The organism is Paenibacillus xylaniclasticus, assembly GCF_004001065.1.
In the GTDB taxonomy this organism is placed as follows: domain Bacteria; phylum Bacillota; class Bacilli; order Paenibacillales; family Paenibacillaceae; genus Paenibacillus_T; species Paenibacillus_T xylaniclasticus.
The window spans coordinates 52,326-73,262 of the sequence record NZ_BIML01000019.1 but is presented as its reverse complement, the minus strand read 5'-3'; the positions used below and the strand labels follow the sequence as shown (position 1 = coordinate 73,262).

The following is a 20,937-nucleotide window of genomic DNA, read 5'->3' as shown; positions in this document are numbered from 1 at the left end:
ACCTGTACTGCAGAAAGAAGGTGCCGTATACTTTGAAAGCGTTAATTCAGGCTTTTGCCGCCGATGCAGACTACCAGACGGTGCTCTCAGGTGTTACGGCGGGCATGCGGGAGCAGCTTATATCTGGCCTAGCTGGTTCTTCCCGCCAAGTGCTCGTATCGGCGCTCCGCACCGATCTGGATCGTCCGATACTTGTTGTGACTCATAATATGTTCGCTGCCCAGAAGATCGCGGACGATTTGCAGGAGCTGCTACCTGCTGGCGATGTTCTGCTCTATCCCGCTAACGAATTGGTAGCGGCTGAAGCGGCTGTCTCGAGTCCTGAGACGCTTGCGCAGCGCATTGATGCGCTCATTCGGCTGTCCCAAGGGTTTCGCGGGATTGTCGTCGTTCCGTTCAGCGGCGTCCGCCGTTATGTCCCGGCTAAGGGAGTTATGGCTGAAGCACAGATCAGCTTGAACGAGGGCGATACGATGCCGATGGAGCAGTTCCTTCGCTTAATGACCGGCATTGGCTATGAGCGCGTCGACCGCGTTGAGTCCAAAGGCGAGATGAGCGTTCGGGGCGGGATTGTCGATCTCTATCCGCTTACGTCGTCTGTAGCGTATCGGGTCGAATGGTTTGACGATGAGATTGATTCGATCCGCACGTTCGATCCGGCAGACCAGCGTTCACTGGAGCGGCTGAAGTCACTTGTCGTGCCGCCGTGCCGCGAGCTTCTGGCTGATAAGCGGCGGTTCAAGAACGCCGCCCAGCAAGCGGCTGATCTGCTGGAGAAGCAGCTCGACAAGATGGCAGACCGTACGGCGAAGGAGCGTCTGCGCAGCGAAATCGGCAGCGAGATTGAGAAGCTGCGGGAAGCACAATATTTTGGCGAGATGTATAAGTATGTCTCTTTGCTTTATCCAGAGCGGCAGACGCTGCTTGACTATATTCCGGCAGACACGCTGCTAATTCTTGACGAGCCGCTTCGTCTGATCGAGACAGCTCGCCAGCTGGAGCGGGACGAGGCAGAATGGGCCACTCATCTGCTCTCGCATGGCAAATCGCTGCCAGGGCTGCCACTTGCCCGCGATACGGATGAAATTCTTCATCATCGGTCGCTTCAGACGGTGTTTCTGTCGCTCTTCCTGCGTCAAATTCCTCATACGCAGCCGCAGAACATTTTGAACTTTATGTGCCGCGCGACGCAAAACTTCCACGGTCAGATGAACGTGCTGAAGTCGGAGATGGACCGCTGGAAGAAGGCGGGCGCGACAGTCATGATGCTCGCGGGAAATGCGGAGCGGATGGAACGAATGCGCCGGGTGCTGCACGATTATGACATCGAGCCGCCTACCCTGATTGAGGGTAATTTGCAGTCCGGATTCGAGCTGCCTTCGATTCATCTAGTCGTCATTACCGAGGGTGAGATGTTCTCGCAGAAGCAGCGTAAAGCGTCTCGCGTTGATAAGAAGATCGACAATGCGGAACGGATCAAGAGCTATACCGAGCTGAAGGTTGGCGACTATGTCGTTCACCAGAATCATGGTATCGGTAAATATTTGGGCATCGGTACACTCGAAATCGGCGGCATTCATAAAGACTATATGCACATTATGTATGCGGGCGGCGACAAGCTGTCGGTTCCGATCGAGCAGATCGATATGATTCAGAAATACGTCGGCTCGGAAGAGAAGGAGCCGAAGATTTACAAGCTTGGCGGCAATGAGTGGGCAAAGGTGAAGACGAAGGTCCGTTCTTCGGTCAAAGATATTGCCGACGAGCTAATTAAGCTGTATGCAGATAGGCAGGCAAGCCCTGGCTATGCATTCGGCCCGGATACACCCTATCAGCAAGAGTTCGAGGCGATGTTCCCTTATGAAGAAACTCGTGATCAATTGAGGGCAATTGAAGAAATTAAGAGCGATATGGAGAAGCCGCGTCCGATGGACCGGCTGCTTTGCGGCGATGTCGGATACGGCAAAACCGAGGTGGCCGTTCGTGCGGCGTTCAAAGCAGCGATCGAAGGCAAGCAGGTGGCGGTGCTCGTCCCGACGACAATTCTTGCACAGCAGCATTACGAGACGTTCCGCGAACGGTTCTCCGGGTATCCGTTCAAGGTGCAGGTGCTTTCTCGCTTCCGTTCCCGCAAAGAACAGAACGAGACGATGAAAGGTATAAAGGAAGGCACGGTTGATATCGTCATCGGGACACATCGGCTGTTGTCGCAGGATATCGTATTTAAGGATCTTGGATTGCTTATCGTCGATGAGGAGCAGCGTTTCGGCGTGTCGCATAAGGAGAAGCTGAAGCGGCTGAAGACGAACGTTGACGTACTGACGCTGACGGCGACACCGATTCCGCGTACGCTCCATATGTCGATGCTCGGTGTACGCGACTTGTCGGTCATTGAGACGCCGCCGGAGAACCGCTTTCCGGTGCAAACCTATGTACTGGAGCACAGCGCGGCGCTTGTTCGGGAAGCGGTAGAACGTGAATTGGCCCGCGGAGGTCAAGTGTACTACCTGTATAACCGGGTGCAGGGCATCCATCAGATGGCGGAGCAGATTAAGGCGCTCGTACCAGATGCGAGAGTAGCGGTCGGTCATGGCCAAATGTCCGAGCAGGAGCTGGAGAAAACCATTCTCGATTTTCTTGACGGGGAGTCGGACGTGCTCGTCAGCACCAGTATTATTGAGACGGGCGTCGACATTCCGAATGTCAACACGCTGATCGTGCACGATGCGGACAAAATGGGCCTGTCCCAGCTGTATCAGCTGCGAGGGCGGGTCGGCCGTTCCAATCGGATCGCCTATGCCTACTTCACCTATCAGCGTGATAAAGTGCTGACCGAAGTCGCGGAGAAGCGGCTCCAATCGATTAAAGAGTTCACGGAGCTCGGCTCCGGCTTCAAGATTGCAATGCGCGACCTTGCGATTCGCGGCGCAGGCAATCTGCTTGGCGCCGAGCAGCACGGGTTCATTGCATCGGTTGGCTTCGATCTCTATTCGCAGATGCTCGCGGATGAGGTAGCAGCGCGCAAAGCACAGCTTGACGGGGCGCCTCCTGCAGAAGATCGAAACATAACGACAACAATCGATTTGAGTCTTGATGCCTATCTGCCCTCAGATTATATCTATGATAGCATTCAGAAGATTGAGATTTACAAGAAGGTGGCAGGCATCCGCGTGCTTGCGGAAGCGGAGGATCTCCGCGAGGAGCTTGTCGACCGGTTCGGCGATCTGCCAGTTGCGGTTGAGAACTTGCTTGCAGTCGCTCGCTTGAAGACGTATGGAACAGAGTATGGCATTGAGCAGATCTCGCAGAAAGGCGATGATTGGACGCTTAAGATTGCTGCTCGGGAAGAAGCACGCATGAACAAGAAGAAAATTGATCTGCTCTGTTTGAAGTATGAGAACCGGTTTAAGAGATTCGAGGATGATGGCAGCAAGCAGCCGATGATTCTGCTGAGAGGCAAAGGCTTGACGGCAGAACAGAAACTTGAGCTGTTAGAGAAATTTCTTGAAGATTATCAAGAGGCGTTAACACCGAAGGGAGCATTCCAAGATGTGGCACAATAATTTGCGGGGCCGCCGCGGCTTGACCGTTGGTCTGGCACTGCTGCTTGCGCTGGCCGTATTCGTTACGGCCTGCGGCAAGAAGTCAGATAATACGAAGCCGCCTGGCTCGGGGGCAGGTACGATCATCGCCGAATACAAGGAAGGCGGAACGGTAACGGACAAGGAGTTCGACCGGTATCTTGGTTTTCTAACGCTCGTGAATACACAAGCGCAATCAGTCATTGGCGTGAGCAGTATTCGCGAACAATTTCTGAAAGAATATATCGGCTATAAGGTCCTCTACGCCCGCGCAGACGAGAAAGCGAAGGATGCGGCGAAGGACGACGTGAAGATGTTCATTGACCAATTTAAGCAGGCAGTCGACAGCAGCACGGAGATGAAGGCCGAGATGGAGAAGTCCGGTCTGACGATCAAGGATGCAGAATGGTTTTACCGGATGATCATTACCGTTATGGAAAACTCTGAGCAGCAAGTGACCGATGCTGAACTGAAGGTATCCTATGACAAGGCGCCGGAGGACTTTAATAATGTATCACTGCGGCATATTCTGATTGGATTCAATGATCCGGTAACGGGTGAGGAGAAGCTGTCGAAGGCGGACGCTTTGAAGAAGGCAGAAGAAGTGAAGCAGAAGCTGGAGTCGGGCGGCGATTGGGAAGCGCTGGCGAAGGAATATTCGGATGATGAAGGCTCCCAGGGAACAGGCGGGTTGTACGAGAACAAGGAACCGCGCATTTGGGTCGAAGCCTTCGCCAAGGCTGCCAATACGCAGGAGATTGGCGCAATCGGAGACCCTGTCGAGACGGAGTACGGCTACCACATCATTAAGGTCGAGAAGAGAGAAGCTCGTACGTGGGAGCAAGTACCGGAGGCGACGAAGGAAGAGCTTCGCCGCTCAGCGTCGACACTCAATCTGAACAAGTTCATGAGCGAAGAGCTTGAGGGTATGATTACGAAGCTAGAGCTTCCGAAGGACGATGCCGCAGCTGATGAAGCCGACCAGGCTGATCAAGCTGATCAGACAGATCAAACGACCGAGGACGAGGGACAAGCCAGCACGAGCGAAGAGAAGACGGAAGAAAGCGTGAAGTAATGAAAATATAGCCAACAAGTGGATTCAATTCCGCTTGTTGGCTTTTTGCTTTGTGTATTATAACTTTTCGCTATATTATTTCATGAAAGTCACTTAATTAATTTGTATGTTTGGTTCATCGATAATTCGAATTGAAATGGGGTGAACGTAATGAAATGAAGGTAAAACGATAAATGAGGTTCAAGGCAAGCCTTATCCTGAGCGGGAAGAAGACTGGATGAAGAAATACAGTGAGTAAATGAGAACGAGGGCAGGGATTACATTTAACAAGGTAACAATAGTAGCTAGAAATCGGTGCGCGGATGAATAGCCAACCCTCTAGTAATCTGTTACAATACAAGAAGTTTACATTTTGAAAGGGGATTCATAGATGATCCAGACTACTCGTGTTTCCGCATGGCGTCGCAGTTTTCTCCTTGCAGCGGCCTTGCTTCTTATCCTGTCTGCGCTTGCGGCTTGCGGCAAGAAAGATTCGTCTTCCGGAGCGGGAAGCGACACGGTCATTGCTACGTATAAAGGCGGGCAAGTAACCGAAGGGGAATTCAAGAAATATACAACGTTTTACTCTATGTTCGATCCGTCGTTTACGATGTACATGAGCATCCCGAAGGCCAAAGAACAGTATCTGAGGGAATACGTTGGATATAAGGTGCTTTACGACCGGGCAAATGAGGAAGATAAGAAGCAGGCAGAAACCGATATGGACCTGTTCATGGATCAGTATGACTTAGCGTTGAAGGACGAGAATCTGAAGAAGGCAGTGGAAGAGGCTGACCTGAAGACAGAGGATGTAAAGGGCTTCTATCAAATGATCGTGACGATTCGCAAGTATTGGGAGCGTAATACATCAGATGAAGAAATGAAGCTAGAGTACGACAACAATAAACCGAGCTACAATCTGGTTAGTGTGCGCCATATTCTGATCGGTACGGTTGATCCGATGACTGGCGAAGAAAAGCGTAAGGAAGAAGAAGCGCTTAAGATCGCACAAGAAGTGAAGGCGAAGCTTGATGCAGGCGGCGACTGGACGGAGCTTGCGAAGCAGTACTCTGAGGACGACGGTTCAAAGGACAATGGCGGCTTGTACGAGAATGTGAACCCGAACCAATGGGTGGAAGCGTTCAAGCAAGCGGCTCTAACGCAGCCGGTTGGCCAGGTTGGTGAACCGGTATTGAGCGAATACGGTTATCACGTTATGAAGGTCGAGAAGCGTGATGATATGCAGTATGAAGAAATTTCAGAGGATACGAGGTTACAAGTGAAGAACGGCGCGATTAATACGAAGATGAGTGAGTTCATGACGAATGAGATGTCTTCAATTATCGAGAGTATTAATCTGCCGAAGGCGGAAGAGTCGGCGACAGAAGAAGGTACGGCAGCGGAAGATGCTGTTTCCAGTGATGAGGCTAAAGACGATGCGGCCACTGACGAAGCCGCTAAGGATAACGCTGCTGAGTCGAGCAAATAATAAAATGTAATGCAAAGGCACCCCATGAATCGCTTATGCGAAAGGGGTGCCTTGTTTGTTGTTTATAGGGTTAACCGACGTAGTCCCGTTAGTGGAACTGAATATTGTTCTTGCCTTTCCGCTTGGCGCGATACATGGCATGGTCGGCGCTGCCGACAAGCTGTTCGAGCGTCTCGCCGTCCTTCGGATAGATGGCGACGCCGACGCTTAACTGTACGTGCAGCAGCTCGCCGTGGATGAGGATACCGCGCTCGAATTTCTCTTGCAGCTTCGTTGTATTGGCCCGGAGTGATAGATCATTCGCCTCAGGCATTAGGATGACGAATTCATCACCGCCGAAGCGGGAGACGATATTGGGCGGCGGCATGAGCTTTTGCAGCTCTTTCGCAATTTGACGAACCACTTCATCTCCGTATGCGTGGCCTTGCGAGTCATTCATTTGTTTGAAATTGTCTACATCGATAAACCAAATCGCGAACGGGGCATCTCCCTCGCTTTTTAATTGGCGTTCAATTAAATATATCATACGCCGCCGGTCTGGTAATCCAGTTAGAGGATCAGAGAAAGCATAGCCTTGAAGCGATTTCAGCATGCGGTTGAACGAGCTGCCAAGTCGTCCCCACTCATCGCGTGATGACTGCGGCATCTTGGCTGAGAGATCACCCTCAGATATGCGAATGAATGCCTCTCGATAGTTGCGGATCGGTCGAAGCGCACGAGTGACAAGCAGCGCCGCTAAGAAGATACCGATCAGCATGGTCAGCACAATAACGAATGCGATGGAGCGCAGCATAGGGGCTGCTGCCGATTGTGCTATGGAGAGGGGAGCTTCAGCGACAAGCTTCCATCCGGTTGCTGTAATCGTTCTGTAGTACAGTTCAGCGGCTGTACGGCCTGTTCCTGATAGAGTGTATGCTCCCTCGTCAGAGGCATCGTACACAGCTGTGTAAACGTTGTCATGAAGAGGTGTACCGAATTCGGCTCGAGATGAGTCCGATATTATACGACGGCTGCTATCGCTCAGGATAAAGCGAACGCCTAATGTGTTGGACTCGGTAATAAGACGCTGTGCAATACTATCCAACGAGACACCGATATGGATCGTTCTCTCCCCGTCTGGCATAACAGCTGTAATCGTCGTCTCCAGCTGCTCATTAGCATTCTGGTACGGGGGTATCGCAACAGGCTGTCGGCTTTGAAGGCTTTCATCGGCCGGTGAAGACAGATCAAGATCCGGGATGGAGTGAGAATAACGCTGTGCAACGAGCTCAGGAGACCGTCCGTTCTTAACGAGGATGTAGTTGTATTGATCATGCTTTGACAGGAAAAGTTGAAGCCATTCCTGCGTGCTGTCCCGGTCCATTAACAAAGCCTCGTTCGTAAGGCTGTTAAATAGATACTGAGACAGCCATTCCGAATCTTCATATGCCGAGCTAAGCAAATGATTAATCTGTTGGTTAATGGAATAAAGGCTGTTGTGGACGCGCTCATTGACGAATTGCTCAGCTTGATAATTGATAAGATGATAGGCGAGCAGACTGACCAAAGAGGTGGGGACAAGCATGCTAAGCGTTACAGCAATAACGAACCTGTGCCGAAGACCTAGTCTCGGCATACGGAGTCGCATCATAAGTCTCACCTTAATTAGTGGTTAATAAGTACTAGACTATCATCCTAATACTACCATGATTATCTTTAATGTCCAGTATTTCGGCAAGAAATTTAGAGGAAATAAATTTTTTGGTGCAGCTGTCGGGGTTGGGAACATCCGAATTTTGGCGAATGATGTAAGGTTTGTTTGGGTTTTGAGTCTATTATTCGAAAATGATCTCCAAAACGACTAAACTTTAAGGTAATAATGTTAGGTAATTTGACATAGTTTAAAATAAAACCGCTGATTACATACAGAATAGGGAGGTAACAAAATAACCTATGTTATATATGTTGACATGTAATATTTGCCCAATTATAATGAGAATCACGAATGATGGAACGGATTAGCCGTCTATCGTTCGGAATTTGAGTGCTATTGGGGAGTGAGAGAAATGAAGAGAAGAAAGAGATCTGCAATTCATTACTCGGTCGTGTTGATGCTTGCATTGTGCCTTGGGCTTACCGCTTGCGGCGATAAGGATGAGCCAGCATCGTCTACAAGCACAAGCGGCGGCGAGACTGCGGCGGGCAGCGATACGATCAAGGTTGGTATTCTTCACTCGCTCAGCGGCACAATGTCGATCAGCGAAGTGTCCGTAAGAGATTCGGAAATGATGGCTATCGACGAAATTAACGCTAATGGCGGCGTGCTTGGCAAAAAGCTGGTGCCGGTTGTGGAGGATGGTGCATCTGACTGGCCGACATTTGCAGAGAAGGCGCGCAAGCTGTTGTCCGAAGATAAAGTGGCGACGGTATTCGGCGGCTGGACGTCGGCAAGCCGCAAGGCGATGCTGCCAGTATTCGAGGAACTGAATGGGCTTCTCTGGTACCCTGTGCAATATGAAGGTCTGGAGCAATCGCCGAACATTTTCTATACGGGCGCAACGACGAACCAACAGATCGTACCGGCTGTGTCGTGGCTGCTGGAGAACCGCGGCAAGAAGTTCTACCTGCTCGGCTCCGACTACGTATTCCCGCGCACCGCTAACAAAATCATTAAAGAACAGCTTAAAGCAGAAGGCGGCGAGCTGGTAGGTGAAGAGTATACGCCGCTTGGTCATACCGACTACAGTACGATTATTACGAAGATTAAAGAAGCGAAGCCGGACGTGGTCTTCAATACGCTCAATGGCGACAGCAACGTTGCGTTCTTCAAGCAATTGAAGGATGCGGGAATTACTGCTGCAGACTTGACGACGTTGTCTGTATCGGTTGCTGAGGAAGAAATCCGCGGCATCGGCGCAGATGTACTGGCAGGACATCTGGCCGCATGGAACTACTATCAAACGACAGATACGCCGGCGAACAAGACGTTCGTCGAGAACTATAAGAAGAAATACGGAGACGAGCGCGTAACGGCCGACCCAATTGAAGCAGGCTACGCTGCTGTCTATCTGTGGGCAGCCGCAGTCGAGAAGGCCGGCTCCACCGATGTTGATAAGGTGAAAGAAGCAGCCAAGGAGCTGGAGTGGGATGCTCCGGAAGGCAAGGTGAAGATTGACGGAGAGACGCAGCACTTGTACAAAACTGTCCGGATCGGCGAGGTCGAGCCGAGCGGACAATTCAAAGAGCTGTGGAATTCCGGTGAGGCGGTGAAGCCAGATCCGTATCTGAAGTCGTTCAGCTGGGCGGCATCGCTGAGCTCGGGTAACTAACAGCAGCTGGAATAAGCAAAGCCGGACTTCAAGGGGAAGCATTCGTTGCAGCTGGTTCGAATGCTTCCCTTTTTCCCTAATCGATCGACCTGTGAGGTGGATTTATGACCGTTTATATCATGCAGCTGTTTAATGGGCTTAGTGTCAGTTCGATTCTATTGCTTATTGCGCTGGGGCTTGCCATTACGTTCGGACTCATGAATGTGATTAATATGGCGCATGGCGAGCTTATTATGATTGGCGCATATGCGACATATGTGACGCAAAATATTTTTAAAAGTGTACTCCCGGATTCTATGTTCAGCACCTACTTCATTCTGGCGATACCGGTTAGCTTCGCTGTTGCATTCGTTGTCGGCTTACTGCTTGAAACGGCGCTCATTCGGCATTTGTACGGGCGGCCGCTCGACAGCTTGCTCGCGACATGGGGCGTCGGTCTTGCGCTGCAGCAGCTCGCGCGCTCCATCTTCGGTGCGCCAAACGTCGGCGTGACGAGTCCGTCCTGGCTGGACGGGGGGCTCACGGTGATGGAAGGCGTCGTGCTGCCCTATAAGCGGCTGTTTATTATCGGACTTGTAGCGGTATGCTTGCTGGTCATGTACTTGTATATTTATCGAAGCCATGCAGGTCGTAACATGCGTGCCGTCATGCAGAACCGCGATATGGCGGCTTGCCTCGGCATTTCAACCCGGCGGGTGGACGCCATGACGTTCGCCATTGGCTCTGGCATTGCTGGGATCGCAGGCTGTGCGCTGACGCTGATGGGGCCGATTGGACCGTCGCTCGGCACCTATTATATTGTCGATGCATTCATGGTCGTTGTGCTAGGCGGCGTCGGCAAGCTTATTGGAACGCTGTTCGGCGCATTTGGTATCGGTATGACGAACACGTTGTTCGAATATTGGACCAATGCATCACTCGGCAAGGTGCTCGTATTCATCTGTATCGTGGCGTTTCTGCAATGGCGTCCGAAGGGCTTTGTCGCAATGCGAACGCGTTCGCTCGATTAAATATCGGTTGGCCGCGCGATAGAAGAGCCTGAAGTCTGCGAAACTTAAGGGGTGGGAAATATGCAGAGCAATCAATGGACGCCGAAGCGCGTATGGATGCTGATCGGCTATGCAGCTGCAGCGGCTGCGTTATTCGCGGCGCCGCTCTATCTGAGCGATTTTCGCTTGAATCTGTTGGCGAAGTTTCTGGCATTCGCGATCGTTGCGCTCGGACTCGACCTTATATGGGGGTATACCGGCATACTCAGCCTCGGGCACGGCGTATTCTTTGGCCTTGGCGGTTACGCGATGGCCATGTACTTGAAGCTGGAAGCCAGCGGCGGCCGTATGCCGGATTTCATGGAGTGGAGCGGCCTCACCGCGCTTCCGGTATTCTGGAAGCCGTTCGAGTCGCTTGGCTTCGCTTTCGCTGCCGGTATTCTCCTTCCTGGTCTGCTGGCGCTGTTTCTTGGGTATTTTACATTCCGCAACCGAATTCGTGGTGTTTACTTTACAATTCTAACGCAGGCACTCGTTATTATTACGACGACGCTGCTGATTGGTCAGCAGGCCTATACGGGCGGTACGAATGGCGTCACAGGCTATTCGAAAATTGCTGGTTATTCCATCTCTAATCCAGATACGAAGCAGGTGTTGTATTGGATTACGGCCGGTTTCTTGATCGTGGCCTTCGTCATGTGCCGTTTCTTGGTGAAAAGTCGTTTCGGCAAAGTGCTGCGTGCTATTCGTGATGGAGAGAACCGGGTGCGATTTATCGGCTACAATCCAGCGATATACCAAATGACGGCATTCGCCATCTCTGGCGCTCTTGCCGGGCTCGCGGGCATGCTGTTCGTGCTGCATGTCGGTATTATTTCGCCGTCGATGCTTGGCATTGTGCCTTCCATTGAGATGGTGCTGTGGGTTGCAATCGGCGGCCGCGGCACCATGATTGGAGCAGTGCTGGGCGCGATATTGATGAACTGGGGCAAAAGTGAAATTAGTGCCCAATATCCAGACGCTTGGCTGTTCGTGATGGGGGCGTTGTTCGTCATTGTCGTCGTATTCTTGCCTAACGGCATAGCTGGCTTATTCGGCCGATTAAACTTCATCAAGAGGAGGGTGACGAGTCATGATCAAGAAGCCGTCCGCAATCCTGCAGTGTGAAGACGTTACGGTGTCTTTCGACGGATTTAAGGCGATTCAGGGGATGGAACTGACGCTTGAACGAGGAGAGCTGCGATTTCTGATCGGACCGAACGGCGCGGGGAAGACAACGATGCTTGATGTTATTTGCGGCAAAACAAAGCCATCGTCCGGTAAAGTCGTCTACAATGGCGTCGAAGGTGCTGAACCGATTGATATTACGCGGAAGAAGGAGCATCAGTTGGCGGAGCTTGGTATTGGACGAAAATTCCAAGCACCTTCTATTTTTCCGACATTGACCGTGCTTGAAAATCTCGAAATTGCGATGAGACAAAACCGAGGAGTATTCTCCACCTTATTCGCCCGCATGTCGAAGGCTGATCGGGAGAGAATGGATATGCAGTTGTCGTTGATCGGTCTGCAGGACAAATCGTATTGGCGCGCCGGCGGTCTCTCGCATGGCGAGAAGCAATGGCTGGAGATCGGCATTATGCTCATGCAGGAGCCGGGGCTGCTGCTGCTCGACGAGCCGGTGGCTGGTATGACCGATAAGGAGACGGATAAGACGGGCGAGCTGCTGAAGGAAATTGCAAAATCGCGGACGGTCGTCGTTGTGGAGCATGACATGGAGTTCGTCCGCAACTTCGCAAGCAAGGTGACGGTTATGCATGAGGGGCGCTTGCTGAAGGAGGGCACGATGGACGAAGTGCAGAGCGACGACCGGGTTGCGGAAGTGTATCTTGGTACAAGGCGGGATGCGAATGTTAGCCGTTCAACAGCTTGAAGCAGGTTACGGGGAAAGTGTCATTCTGCGCAACGTAACCTTGAAGGTGAAGCCGGGGCAGGTGGTTTGTTTGCTTGGTCGCAACGGCGTCGGCAAAACAACCTTGATGAAGAGTATCATGGGCGTACTAAAAGCGCGTAAAGGAACCGTATCGTATGGAGGTACGGATCTGACGAAGGCGGCGCCGGCGAAGCGGGCGAAGCAGGGGATCGGGTATGTGCCGCAGGGGCGTGAAATTTTTAGTCAGCTAACCGTATATGAGAATATTCTGGTTGGCTTGGAGGCATCGCGGGAGAAGGCAACTGGCATTCCGCCAGAGGCGATTGAGAAATTTCCGGTGCTGCCGTCCATGTATGAACGCCGCGGCGGCGATCTGTCGGGAGGCCAGCAGCAGCAGCTTGCATTCGCCCGGGCACTTGCATCGAAGCCGGAGCTTCTGCTGCTCGACGAGCCATGCGAAGGCATCCAACCCTCGATCGTTGACGACATTCGGGACGTGATTCGCTCGATCAAGCAGGATGGCAAGACTGCAATTCTGCTCGTTGAGCAAAGTCTTGATTTTGTCCGAAGTGTCGGCGATTATTTCTACATTCTCGACAAAGGCGCCATCGCTTGGGAGGGTGAGCTTGAACGCCTCAACGACGAAGTGGTGCGGAAGTATTTAACGGTATAGAGGAGTAGAAAGGCTTGAACGAAAGAAGGCCCCTCTGCTGCATAAAGCCGGGAGGGGCCTTCTTTCCTTATTCTGTTCTATGATCTTGCGCTGTCGCATCGCTCCTCAGCACGAATGCATATTCCTTCATCTGTCCTGCCGTGTTCGTCACGAACCGGAAGCCGCGTATCGTTGCGCCTGGATTATAATCGGTCGACTGTGAGCTAAGCAGCCCCATCGGGTGCGGCTTCAGAATGAATGCGCCTGAGCCTTCCTGAAACGAAATCATCATCGAATCCTGGGGAGCCTCTTCGGGGGACGGAGCGTATTTCAAGGAGCCGTCGTTGTTCAAGATATATTCCGTCAACCGGTACGAATCAGGTGTAATATTGTGAAGGATAATTTCGACTGCCGATCCGAGCTCGATGTACGGAATCGTTGAAGCGTCTGCCGTGGCGACCATCGATTTGAACAGGTCGGTGTTGGAATCATCATACTCCGATAAAGCCCTCGATTGCACCTGCAGCTCTGTGCCATTAGCTATAATTTGTACTTCCGGCAGGTTCATTGCGGGTTCGTTGTCGGACTTGCTGCTGCATGAGACGATTACGACGAGTGAGATGAAAAGTAGCATGCTTATGCCTGCCTTCTTCATTATTAGCCCCCTTTAGTATTGGTTTTGACATGGTGCCTGCAACTAGCTGGTATAATCTAATGATATAACAAAATCGGACAAATTTAACCCATTATTGTCAATGAACTTTGTGTTTATATAGGGAATCATCCATCTCCTTTCCTATCTAGTCCGAGCCCTCCTCCTTCTCGTTCAATACGCTCAATCTGTCGATGGCTTATGCCGAAAACTTCACATCAACATTTCTCTCTCCCTCTTTTTGCTCAACGAACTTATTGGGCTCGTTCGATGTCGCACTCATTTTGACTGGTGCTGTTTGATCAAATATGAACGGATTTACATATTTTCAATGTAATAAAATCAAACATATATGTTTATAATCGAGGAAAATGAAATAATACAGACTTACATGTTAGGTTTTATGACAAATCAATAAAATTCTCGCTGCATAAGATGGATGGAGAACGACAAAGCTGTCTAGGGTTCCGACGGTTCCGTCAGCAGAAGATAATGATGTTATTCTGATGGGAATCGTGCCTGGTCCAAGAGATGGCGCGTATCAGGACGGAGGCTGCTGAAGGCTGACGGATGATTGCATAACACGGAAGGATAAGAGCCTGGGAGATCTCTCTCCCGGGCTTTTTCTTATATGTGTTAATTGTAAGAAAACCTTACGTGGTTACTTCAACTAAAGTAAGTAGATCGAGCGCGAATTGCTGCATGGAGTGCAGGAACGAGTAACATCTTGGTCCCGCAGGGGCGCTCTGGCGCCCAGCCGATGTGCGGATTGCTGCACTGGGTGCAGGAACCACTTACAACTATGAGCATAAGGGAGGAAAATAAAACACATTGTTAACTAACTTAACCAATAAACCGCAGGAAGCGCTGCAGTATATGCAGTGTATATTTGCGTTGTAAACCGCTTGACGAACACATGGGAATGAACGATAATGAAGAAAAAGTGTATGTCAGATAACCTAACACGATTTAAGGGGTGAACGAGAATGCATATACCCGACGGGTTTCTGGATGCAAAGACTTGGATGACGGCGACCGTAGCCGGTGCAGGAGCAGTAAGCTACAGCCTGCGCAAGTCGAGGTTATCGCTGGAGCCAAGCAAAATCCCAATGGTGGCTCTAATTGGAGCGTTTGTGTTCGCAGCGCAAATGATCAATTTTCCTATAGCGGGTGCCACATCTGGGCACTTTCTGGGCGGGGCGATGACGTCGATACTATTCGGCCCATGGATCGGAACGATTGTGATGACGGCGGTGCTGCTTGTTCAGGCGATCGTGTTTCAAGACGGCGGGGTGACGGTGCTAGGGGCCAATATTTTATGCACAGGATTTATTGGTTGCTTCACAGGCTATGGAATATATATGTTAGGTATGAAGATGTTAAAAGGACGAGGTAGAGCTGCATTCACCTTCCTATCGGCTTGGATGTCTATCGTTGCTGCCGCTTCCGGAGTTGCATTGCTGCTCGCTCTATCGGGTACATTCGAGCTTGCGACTGCGCTGAAGGCGATGGTTGGTTGGCACATGCTTATCGGTATCGGAGAGGGCTTAATTACGATGCTTGTAACGGGCTATCTGATGGAGAGAAGCACGATTCCAGCGAAAGGAGGCTTAGCAGCCTATGAAAACATTTCGCGTAACGGCGCATAGAACGAAGTGGATTGTGATAGCCATTATTACAGTTGGAACGGCGGTATTCCTATCGCCGTGGGCTTCATCTCATCCGGACGGCTTGGAGCGTGTAGCGGAGGATCATGGGTTCCTGCAGCAAGCAACCGCATGGAACAAGCTTGCCCCATTACCAGATTACGAAATACCGAGTATGAAGTGGACGGCTGCCAGCGTCGGTTTAACCGGATTCGTAGGTATTGTGGTGATGGCGGGGATGTTGTGGGGGGTGTCTCGATTGTTAACTCGAAATGGAGGCGGTCGGAATGGGCAATCGACATCAGGCGGAAACAAGGGGATATACGACAGCAAATGAGCAGCATCATGAGAACAGCCTTGCAGCAGTAACAGACTCACAAGCCGTGAGAAGCAGAAGAACAAGCATCAAGCTGTTAAGTGTTCTAGGCATACTGGCGACGGTCATGTTCTTTCGACATCCTGCTGTCCTAATGGGGGCAGCGGGATGTTTTTTATTCGGTATGCTCTGGAGCGGCATTGGACTGCGAATGATTGGCCGGAGGCTGCTGCTTATCGTGCCGTTCGCGCTCGGCGCCATCGTATTCGTTCCATTCCAGCATACGGCTGGCGAGACGGCTGTTTTTCATTTGCTGGGACAGGCAGCGACGGAGGAAGGTATGGAGCGTGCGCTCGTTCTGCTGCTTAAAATTGTATGTGCGAATCTGCTGGTTACGTATTTGCTGCTGTCGACACCGACCTTCGAGTTGATCAAAAGTATGCGGTCGCTCGGCGTGCCCTCCGTGCTGCTGGAGATTGTCGGCCTCATGCTGCGATACCTCGTATTATTGAAGGAAGAGGTGCAGAGCATGGTGAAAGCGCAGCAGTCCCGTGGACTGCGAATTGACGGATGGCTGTGGACAAGAAGTGCGTATAGACGATTGGGAGAGCTGCTCGGCGTGTTGTTTCTGCGCGCTTATAGTCGAAGTGGCAGGATTTATCAATCCATCACTGCCCGCGGCGGCTTTGGAGCCGGGGATGGAGAGAACCGTGAACAAGCTGAAGACCACGAGGATAAGCAAGAGCGAAAAGGGGGAATGGACATGGACATGGTGCTGCAAGTGCAAGAGGTAACCTATCGGTACGGCCAGTTCGAGGCACTGCGCGGCATTACGTTCGGACTCGAGCATGGTGCTAAAGCGGTTCTGATGGGGCCCAATGGAGCAGGCAAGTCGACGCTTATTTCGTTGCTGAACGGTTTGGAGCAGCCGGCAAGCGGACACGTTACCGTGCTGGGTGAGACGATGTCGAAGGATAACGCGCTGCGGCTTCGCCGCAGCATCGGAGTCGTGTATCAAGACCCGGACGATCAGATATTCTCTTCAACAGTGGAGGAGGATGTCGCATTCGGGCCTCGTAACCTCGGGCTCTCTGAGCAGGAGGTGGAGGAACGGGTTGTAGAAGCGCTTCGCGCTGTCGGTATGAGCGAATACCGACGTTGGTCGCCATTTGAGCTCAGCTACGGGCAGAAGAGACGAGTCGCGATTGCGGGGGTGCTTGCGATGCGGCCGGAGCTTGTTATTTTGGACGAACCGATGGCATTCCTCGATCCGAGAAGCCGGGATGAGCTGCAGCGGCTGCTGGAGCAAATGCATGATGACGGATATACGCTGCTTGTTGCGACGCATGACGTCGATTTTGCGGTTGAATGGGCAACTGATGTGCTGGTGTTAAAGGACGGTAAGCTGCTGGCTGCTGGCAATGCAGATTTGCTGTTTGACGATCGGCTGTTGGAGCGGGCAGATCTCCATCTTCCGCGGCTTGCCAGACCGTTCCGGCTGCTTCACGAGATGGATCATGTACGTCCGCGCACCGTTCGGGATGCAGCGCAAGCCATCTGGCAGCTTATCGCCCGGGGAGGGGAAGGAACGAAAGGTCGATTGTTCAAAAGAATGGATGGAGAATCAAGACAGCGGGAAAGATAACGGTGCGGTCGACAGCAGGATTGCCTTTAGCAGGAGCACAGCGGGGCGAGGACGTTAAAAGGCGGCAATTCGCCAAGCGGCAGTCCAGAACTGGCAGTATTCCAAGCGTGACGGCGAACGGTCTGCATTCCGCTAAGCCGACTAGGCAGCGAATAAGAAAATGGGAGGGGATGAATACTATGGTCAAGTTCCAAACATCCCTTCTACACAATATAAGCGGACGAACGAGCGGCGGTTGATTAACGCTTATAGCAGGCAGCAATCCGGAACGTAACATAGCTTCCTTCACAGTGCGATAACCGGCGGCAGGTATCCAGTGGACTTAAAATCTTCAGGGAAAGTGGGGCATCAAGACATGAAAGCAACTGGTATTGTGCGTCGCATCGACGATCTTGGCCGTGTAGTAATCCCGAAGGAAATCCGCAGAACGCTTCGCATTCGAGAAGGCGACCCGCTGGAAATATTCGTGGACCGAGACGGCGAGGTCATCTTGAAGAAGTATTCCCCGATTGGGGAGCTTGGCGATTTCGCGAAGGAATATGCTGAATCGTTGTCCGAAGGTACAGGCCATGTAACGATCATCTCTGATCGCGATACGGTCATTGCAGTGGCCGGCGCCTCCAAGAAGGAATATCTGGACAAGGCGGTCGGCAATATTCTGGAGAATTGTATGGAGAATCGGAAGACGATCATTGAAACCAACAGCGGCACTTCCGAATTGATCAAGGATGTAGACGAAACATACGCCTCTTACGTCGCAGCGCCGATTATTGCAGGCGGCGATCCGATTGGAGCCGTCGTACTGATTTCTAAGGAAGAAGGCGTCAAGATGGCGCAAATGGAACAAAAAATGGCGGAAACCGCTGCCGGCTTTCTGGCTAAGCAGATGGAGCAGTAGGCTGAGCCCGCCGTATTCCATACGAATATTACAGCCTTCTCGTTGCTAGGGTCTAACGCCCTGGCATTGGGAAGGCTGTTATTGTTATAGCGGTGCTAGCTCTTCTCTTCAGGGAGTGATCCACTGCTTCCAGCCGCCCATCTGGGCGAAGACGATCCAGGCCAGGATGAACGTGACGCCGATGGCGGAAGTCTCCACGACGGCGGCGCTGAGCTTGCCCGAGCGCATGAGCGGAATACGCAGCTTCCAAGGAAGTGGAGGCAGCGGCTGAATGCCGCGCTTCGACAGGGCGTCGGCCAGCAGATGAAGCAGGTAAGATAGTCCGCCCGCGATTGGAACGGCGGGCGATTGCGGCGCCATCCAATAGAGCGCAGCACACCATAAGCCGGCTGCATACAAGGTATGGGTGAAACCGCGATGAGGGACGAGTGCGCAGATGACAAGCGTTATTCCGGCAGCGGTCCTTCTTGTATCGTAGACCGTACCGCCTATCGTTAACGCTCCGCCGACAATAAGCATAAGCAGCTGGCGCAGCCATCGAGTCGAGGCGAATGCCGAGAGAGCGATAACAGCTCCAGCTCCCCAATTCCAAGGATATTGTGTACGAGTTAGCCACACGGCGAGCCCGGCTGCTGTAAGCAGCAGTACCTGCAGCGTACGAATAGCTGGCTTAGGAAACGTTCGATTCGCGAGCAGGCCATTGGGTTCGTCGAGATCTGGCAGCAGACTGCCGACGATGGCTGCAGCGGCAGCGGCAGGAGTTAAAGTAACATCGAGTAAAGCGGATATGGACAACGATATCCCGGTGCTGACGACTAGATGTGTTGAGCCTTTCAAGGACGCACCGCCTTTCTTCCAAGCATAAATATCTCGAGTACACCCGTACTGCAATTGTATATAAGATAGTCAACCAATGCAAACGTATGTTTGTGTTCGAGCAGTAAGATCGGCTCGACATTATGAATAATATTTTTTAATTAAAAAAACACCGCCGCGTTCCTGCTATAATAATGCCATCGTATTGAATGGAAGGTAACGGACAGAATGAATAGTGTATTCGTGGATGAGCGGCGGGAATCTGCATGGAATGGAGCGCTGCTGATGGCGGCAACGATGATCGTATCGAAAATGATCGGCGTGCTTCAAAAAATCCCATTGCAAAATTTAGCGGGTGACCGCGTATTCGGCATCTACAATGCCGTGTATCCGCTGTATCAAATGCTGCTCGTCGCAGCAACGGCCGGGCTGCCGCCGGCAGTGGCGATCGTTGTCGCCAAACGGCTGGCAAGCGGCGACTATGAAGGGGCGAGAAGCGCGAGACGAGCTGCGCTCTGGCTGCTGGGGCTGACTGGCGCCGCCGGATTCGCCCTGCTATGGCTTGGAGCTCCACATATTGCAGCGGCGATTGGTGATCGTGCTGCAGCGGATGCCATTCGCTCCGTCGCGTTCGCGCTATGGTTCGTGCCGGCGCTGTCGGCACTTCGCGGCTATTCGCAAGGAACGGGCGATATGCCGGCGTCGGCGCTGTCACAGGTCACGGAGCAGCTGCTGCGCGTGTCCGTAATGGCTGGGATGCTCGCCTGGGGCATGTCGGACGCTTGGCAGGATGGTGATATTGCAGCCGGCGCAATGGCCGGATCCGCCGCTGGCGCGGCGGGAGCGATGTCTCTTATGGCTTGGAGGCAGCGCCGTCAGCGGCGGTTAAGACTGCAAGCGGCTATGGAGACGGCTTCGGCAGGAACAGCAAATGTGGAGCGTACGGGGAGCGGCCTGCCGTTTATGATTCGTCTTCGGCAGCTTGCGTCGGAGATGATCGGGCTTAGCAAGCTTGCTTTTCCGATGGCGTTCGGGGCGGCGGCAGTTCCGCTCGCGGCCGTTGTGGACGCATTCATGGTGCCTCAGCTGCTGGGCGGCACCGGATTGGCCGATGCGGAAGCGATGCGCCAGTTCGGCCTGTACGGCCGCGGACAGACGTTGGTACAGTTAATCGCAATGGTAAGCGGAGCGGCGGCATCGGCGCTCGTGCCTTCGCTTGCGCTTGCGCGCAAGCAGAACAGCTGGCAGGAGGCGAGGCTTGCGGCAAGCGTCGGATTGCGGGTATCCTGGTGGATCGGAGCGGGCGCTGTGCTCGGGCTCGCCTTGCTTGCACGGCCGATCAATGTTATGCTGTTCGCCGATGACCACGCGACGGGTACGCTAGTTATTGTCGGCTTTGGTACGCTTGCTGCGGCGGTTCAGACCGTGTCGGCCGCTGTGCTGCAAGGCTGCGGCAGAGTCCGTCTGCCGGTGCTGCTGCTTATTGCCGGCGCGGCGGGCAAAGCGCTGCTGAACGCGCTGCTTGTGCCGGCGTACGGCATCGCCGGCGCCGCTGCGGCGGGCGCAATCGCGCTGACCGCCGCAGCTCTTGCCGCCGCATGGGCGGCGCACGCCGCGCTGCGCGGCGGCGACAACGCGCCTGCCGCACCGCTGGCTGCGGCTTGGCGCATCGGCTTCGCGCTCGCGTGCATGGCCGCGGCGCTCATCTTGCTCGAGCTCGGCATGCGCGAGCTCGACAGCCTGCTGCCGCCGCGGGCGGCAGCAACAGCGCAGGTGCTGACGGGCGTAGCCGTCGGCGCCGCCGTGTTCGCCGCCGCGCTGCTGCGCAGCGGCGGCATAGAGGCGCGCGAATGGCGCGCGCTGCCGGGCGGCGGCAAGCTGGCCGCCCGGCTGAGGCGGCTGCGGCTTATTCCGTGAAGCAAGCCGCAGCCGCCTTGAGGATCGGCCGCCGCGCGAATGGC

General features: G+C 53.0%; 17 protein-coding genes. 14 read left to right on the top strand and 3 right to left on the bottom strand.

The window, feature by feature from the left end:
• Positions 1 to 32: 32 nt before the first annotated feature.
• From mfd to PXY01_RS16315, 3 genes are all read left to right on the top strand, one after another.
• Positions 33 to 3,563: a transcription-repair coupling factor gene (gene mfd / locus PXY01_RS16325; protein ID WP_127571202.1), complete on the top strand. Its 3,531-nt coding sequence runs from the start codon at positions 33 to 35 to the stop codon at positions 3,561 to 3,563.
• Positions 3,550 to 4,656: a peptidylprolyl isomerase gene (locus tag PXY01_RS16320; RefSeq protein ID WP_127571200.1), complete on the top strand. Its 1,107-nt coding sequence runs from the start codon at positions 3,550 to 3,552 to the stop codon at positions 4,654 to 4,656. The genes mfd and PXY01_RS16320 overlap by 14 nt, the downstream gene beginning before the upstream one ends.
• Before the next feature lie 370 nt (positions 4,657 to 5,026).
• Positions 5,027 to 6,124: a peptidylprolyl isomerase gene (locus tag PXY01_RS16315; protein ID WP_127571198.1), complete on the top strand. Its 1,098-nt coding sequence runs from the start codon at positions 5,027 to 5,029 to the stop codon at positions 6,122 to 6,124.
• A gap of 88 nt (positions 6,125 to 6,212) precedes the next feature.
• Here the strand turns inward: PXY01_RS16315 and PXY01_RS16310 are convergent, their stop codons facing one another.
• Positions 6,213 to 7,754, bottom strand: coding sequence for a diguanylate cyclase domain-containing protein (locus tag PXY01_RS16310; protein ID WP_127571196.1), 1,542 nt, complete (start codon positions 7,752 to 7,754; stop codon positions 6,213 to 6,215).
• A 415-nt stretch (positions 7,755 to 8,169) separates the two neighbouring features.
• On the opposite strand from PXY01_RS16310, the gene urtA reads away from it, so the two are divergent.
• The 5 genes from urtA (at position 8,170) to urtE (ending at position 13,024) form a co-directional block, all read left to right on the top strand.
• Complete coding sequence (gene urtA / locus PXY01_RS16305) at positions 8,170 to 9,432, top strand: urea ABC transporter substrate-binding protein (protein ID WP_127571194.1); 1,263 nt, start codon at positions 8,170 to 8,172, stop codon at positions 9,430 to 9,432.
• Positions 9,433 to 9,536: 104 nt separating this feature from the next.
• Positions 9,537 to 10,442, top strand: coding sequence for an urea ABC transporter permease subunit UrtB (gene urtB, locus PXY01_RS16300; protein ID WP_127571192.1), 906 nt, complete (start codon positions 9,537 to 9,539; stop codon positions 10,440 to 10,442).
• Between the two features lie 60 nt (positions 10,443 to 10,502).
• A complete protein-coding gene (urtC, locus tag PXY01_RS16295; protein ID WP_127571190.1) occupies positions 10,503 to 11,588 on the top strand; it encodes an urea ABC transporter permease subunit UrtC in 1,086 nt (361 codons plus the stop codon).
• Complete coding sequence (gene urtD / locus PXY01_RS16290; protein ID WP_127571188.1) at positions 11,554 to 12,351, top strand: urea ABC transporter ATP-binding protein UrtD; 798 nt, start codon at positions 11,554 to 11,556, stop codon at positions 12,349 to 12,351. The genes urtC and urtD overlap by 35 nt, the downstream gene beginning before the upstream one ends.
• Positions 12,329 to 13,024: an urea ABC transporter ATP-binding subunit UrtE gene (gene urtE / locus PXY01_RS16285; protein ID WP_127571186.1), complete on the top strand. Its 696-nt coding sequence runs from the start codon at positions 12,329 to 12,331 to the stop codon at positions 13,022 to 13,024. Before urtD ends, urtE begins: the two co-directional genes overlap by 23 nt.
• Positions 13,025 to 13,091: 67 nt before the next feature.
• Here the strand turns inward: urtE and PXY01_RS16280 are convergent, their stop codons facing one another.
• Positions 13,092 to 13,658 (bottom strand): hypothetical protein, encoded by a 567-nt coding sequence (locus PXY01_RS16280; RefSeq protein ID WP_127571184.1) that lies wholly within the window; start codon positions 13,656 to 13,658, stop codon positions 13,092 to 13,094.
• 983 nt (positions 13,659 to 14,641) lie between these two features.
• Between PXY01_RS16280 and PXY01_RS16275 the strand changes: the two genes are divergently transcribed.
• The 5 genes from PXY01_RS16275 (at position 14,642) to spoVT (ending at position 18,160) form a co-directional block, all read left to right on the top strand.
• Positions 14,642 to 15,304: an energy-coupling factor ABC transporter permease gene (locus PXY01_RS16275; protein WP_127571182.1), complete on the top strand. Its 663-nt coding sequence runs from the start codon at positions 14,642 to 14,644 to the stop codon at positions 15,302 to 15,304.
• Positions 15,276 to 15,638, top strand: a complete 363-nt coding sequence (locus tag PXY01_RS16270) for a PDGLE domain-containing protein (RefSeq protein ID WP_127571180.1) — start codon at positions 15,276 to 15,278, stop codon at positions 15,636 to 15,638. The genes PXY01_RS16275 and PXY01_RS16270 overlap by 29 nt, the downstream gene beginning before the upstream one ends.
• Positions 15,589 to 17,262: a cobalt ECF transporter T component CbiQ gene (gene cbiQ, locus PXY01_RS16265; RefSeq protein WP_164744465.1), complete on the top strand. Its 1,674-nt coding sequence runs from the start codon at positions 15,589 to 15,591 to the stop codon at positions 17,260 to 17,262. The genes PXY01_RS16270 and cbiQ overlap by 50 nt, the downstream gene beginning before the upstream one ends.
• Before the next feature lie 2 nt (positions 17,263 to 17,264).
• Complete coding sequence (locus PXY01_RS16260; protein WP_127571176.1) at positions 17,265 to 17,501, top strand: hypothetical protein; 237 nt, start codon at positions 17,265 to 17,267, stop codon at positions 17,499 to 17,501.
• A gap of 116 nt (positions 17,502 to 17,617) precedes the next feature.
• Positions 17,618 to 18,160 (top strand): stage V sporulation protein T, encoded by a 543-nt coding sequence (spoVT, locus tag PXY01_RS16255; protein WP_127571174.1) that lies wholly within the window; start codon positions 17,618 to 17,620, stop codon positions 18,158 to 18,160.
• Between the two features lie 108 nt (positions 18,161 to 18,268).
• Here the strand turns inward: spoVT and PXY01_RS16250 are convergent, their stop codons facing one another.
• Positions 18,269 to 18,997 (bottom strand): metal-dependent hydrolase, encoded by a 729-nt coding sequence (locus PXY01_RS16250; protein ID WP_164744464.1) that lies wholly within the window; start codon positions 18,995 to 18,997, stop codon positions 18,269 to 18,271.
• Positions 18,998 to 19,204: 207 nt separating this feature from the next.
• Here PXY01_RS16250 and PXY01_RS16245 point away from each other — a divergent pair, with 207 nt between their 5' ends.
• Positions 19,205 to 20,893: an oligosaccharide flippase family protein gene (locus tag PXY01_RS16245; protein WP_127571170.1), complete on the top strand. Its 1,689-nt coding sequence runs from the start codon at positions 19,205 to 19,207 to the stop codon at positions 20,891 to 20,893.
• The last annotated feature ends 44 nt before the right edge of the window (positions 20,894 to 20,937 follow it).

What these genes read in the sequence shown, in the direction of transcription:
- PXY01_RS16320 (WP_127571200.1), top strand. Translation starts at nt 3,550, where the DNA reads ATGTGGCACAATAATTTGCGGGGCCGCCGCGGCTTGACCGTTGGTCTG.
- PXY01_RS16315 (WP_127571198.1), top strand. Translation starts at nt 5,027, where the DNA reads ATGATCCAGACTACTCGTGTTTCCGCATGGCGTCGCAGTTTTCTCCTT.
- PXY01_RS16310 (WP_127571196.1), bottom strand. Translation starts at nt 7,754, where the DNA reads ATGATGCGACTCCGTATGCCGAGACTAGGTCTTCGGCACAGGTTCGTT.
- urtA (WP_127571194.1), top strand. Translation starts at nt 8,170, where the DNA reads ATGAAGAGAAGAAAGAGATCTGCAATTCATTACTCGGTCGTGTTGATG.
- urtB (WP_127571192.1), top strand. Translation starts at nt 9,537, where the DNA reads ATGACCGTTTATATCATGCAGCTGTTTAATGGGCTTAGTGTCAGTTCG.
- urtC (WP_127571190.1), top strand. Translation starts at nt 10,503, where the DNA reads ATGCAGAGCAATCAATGGACGCCGAAGCGCGTATGGATGCTGATCGGC.
- urtD (WP_127571188.1), top strand. Translation starts at nt 11,554, where the DNA reads ATGATCAAGAAGCCGTCCGCAATCCTGCAGTGTGAAGACGTTACGGTG.
- urtE (WP_127571186.1), top strand. Translation starts at nt 12,329, where the DNA reads ATGTTAGCCGTTCAACAGCTTGAAGCAGGTTACGGGGAAAGTGTCATT.
- PXY01_RS16280 (WP_127571184.1), bottom strand. Translation starts at nt 13,658, where the DNA reads ATGAAGAAGGCAGGCATAAGCATGCTACTTTTCATCTCACTCGTCGTA.
- PXY01_RS16275 (WP_127571182.1), top strand. Translation starts at nt 14,642, where the DNA reads ATGCATATACCCGACGGGTTTCTGGATGCAAAGACTTGGATGACGGCG.
- PXY01_RS16270 (WP_127571180.1), top strand. Translation starts at nt 15,276, where the DNA reads ATGAAAACATTTCGCGTAACGGCGCATAGAACGAAGTGGATTGTGATA.
- cbiQ (WP_164744465.1), top strand. Translation starts at nt 15,589, where the DNA reads ATGGGCAATCGACATCAGGCGGAAACAAGGGGATATACGACAGCAAAT.
- spoVT (WP_127571174.1), top strand. Translation starts at nt 17,618, where the DNA reads ATGAAAGCAACTGGTATTGTGCGTCGCATCGACGATCTTGGCCGTGTA.
- PXY01_RS16245 (WP_127571170.1), top strand. Translation starts at nt 19,205, where the DNA reads ATGAATAGTGTATTCGTGGATGAGCGGCGGGAATCTGCATGGAATGGA.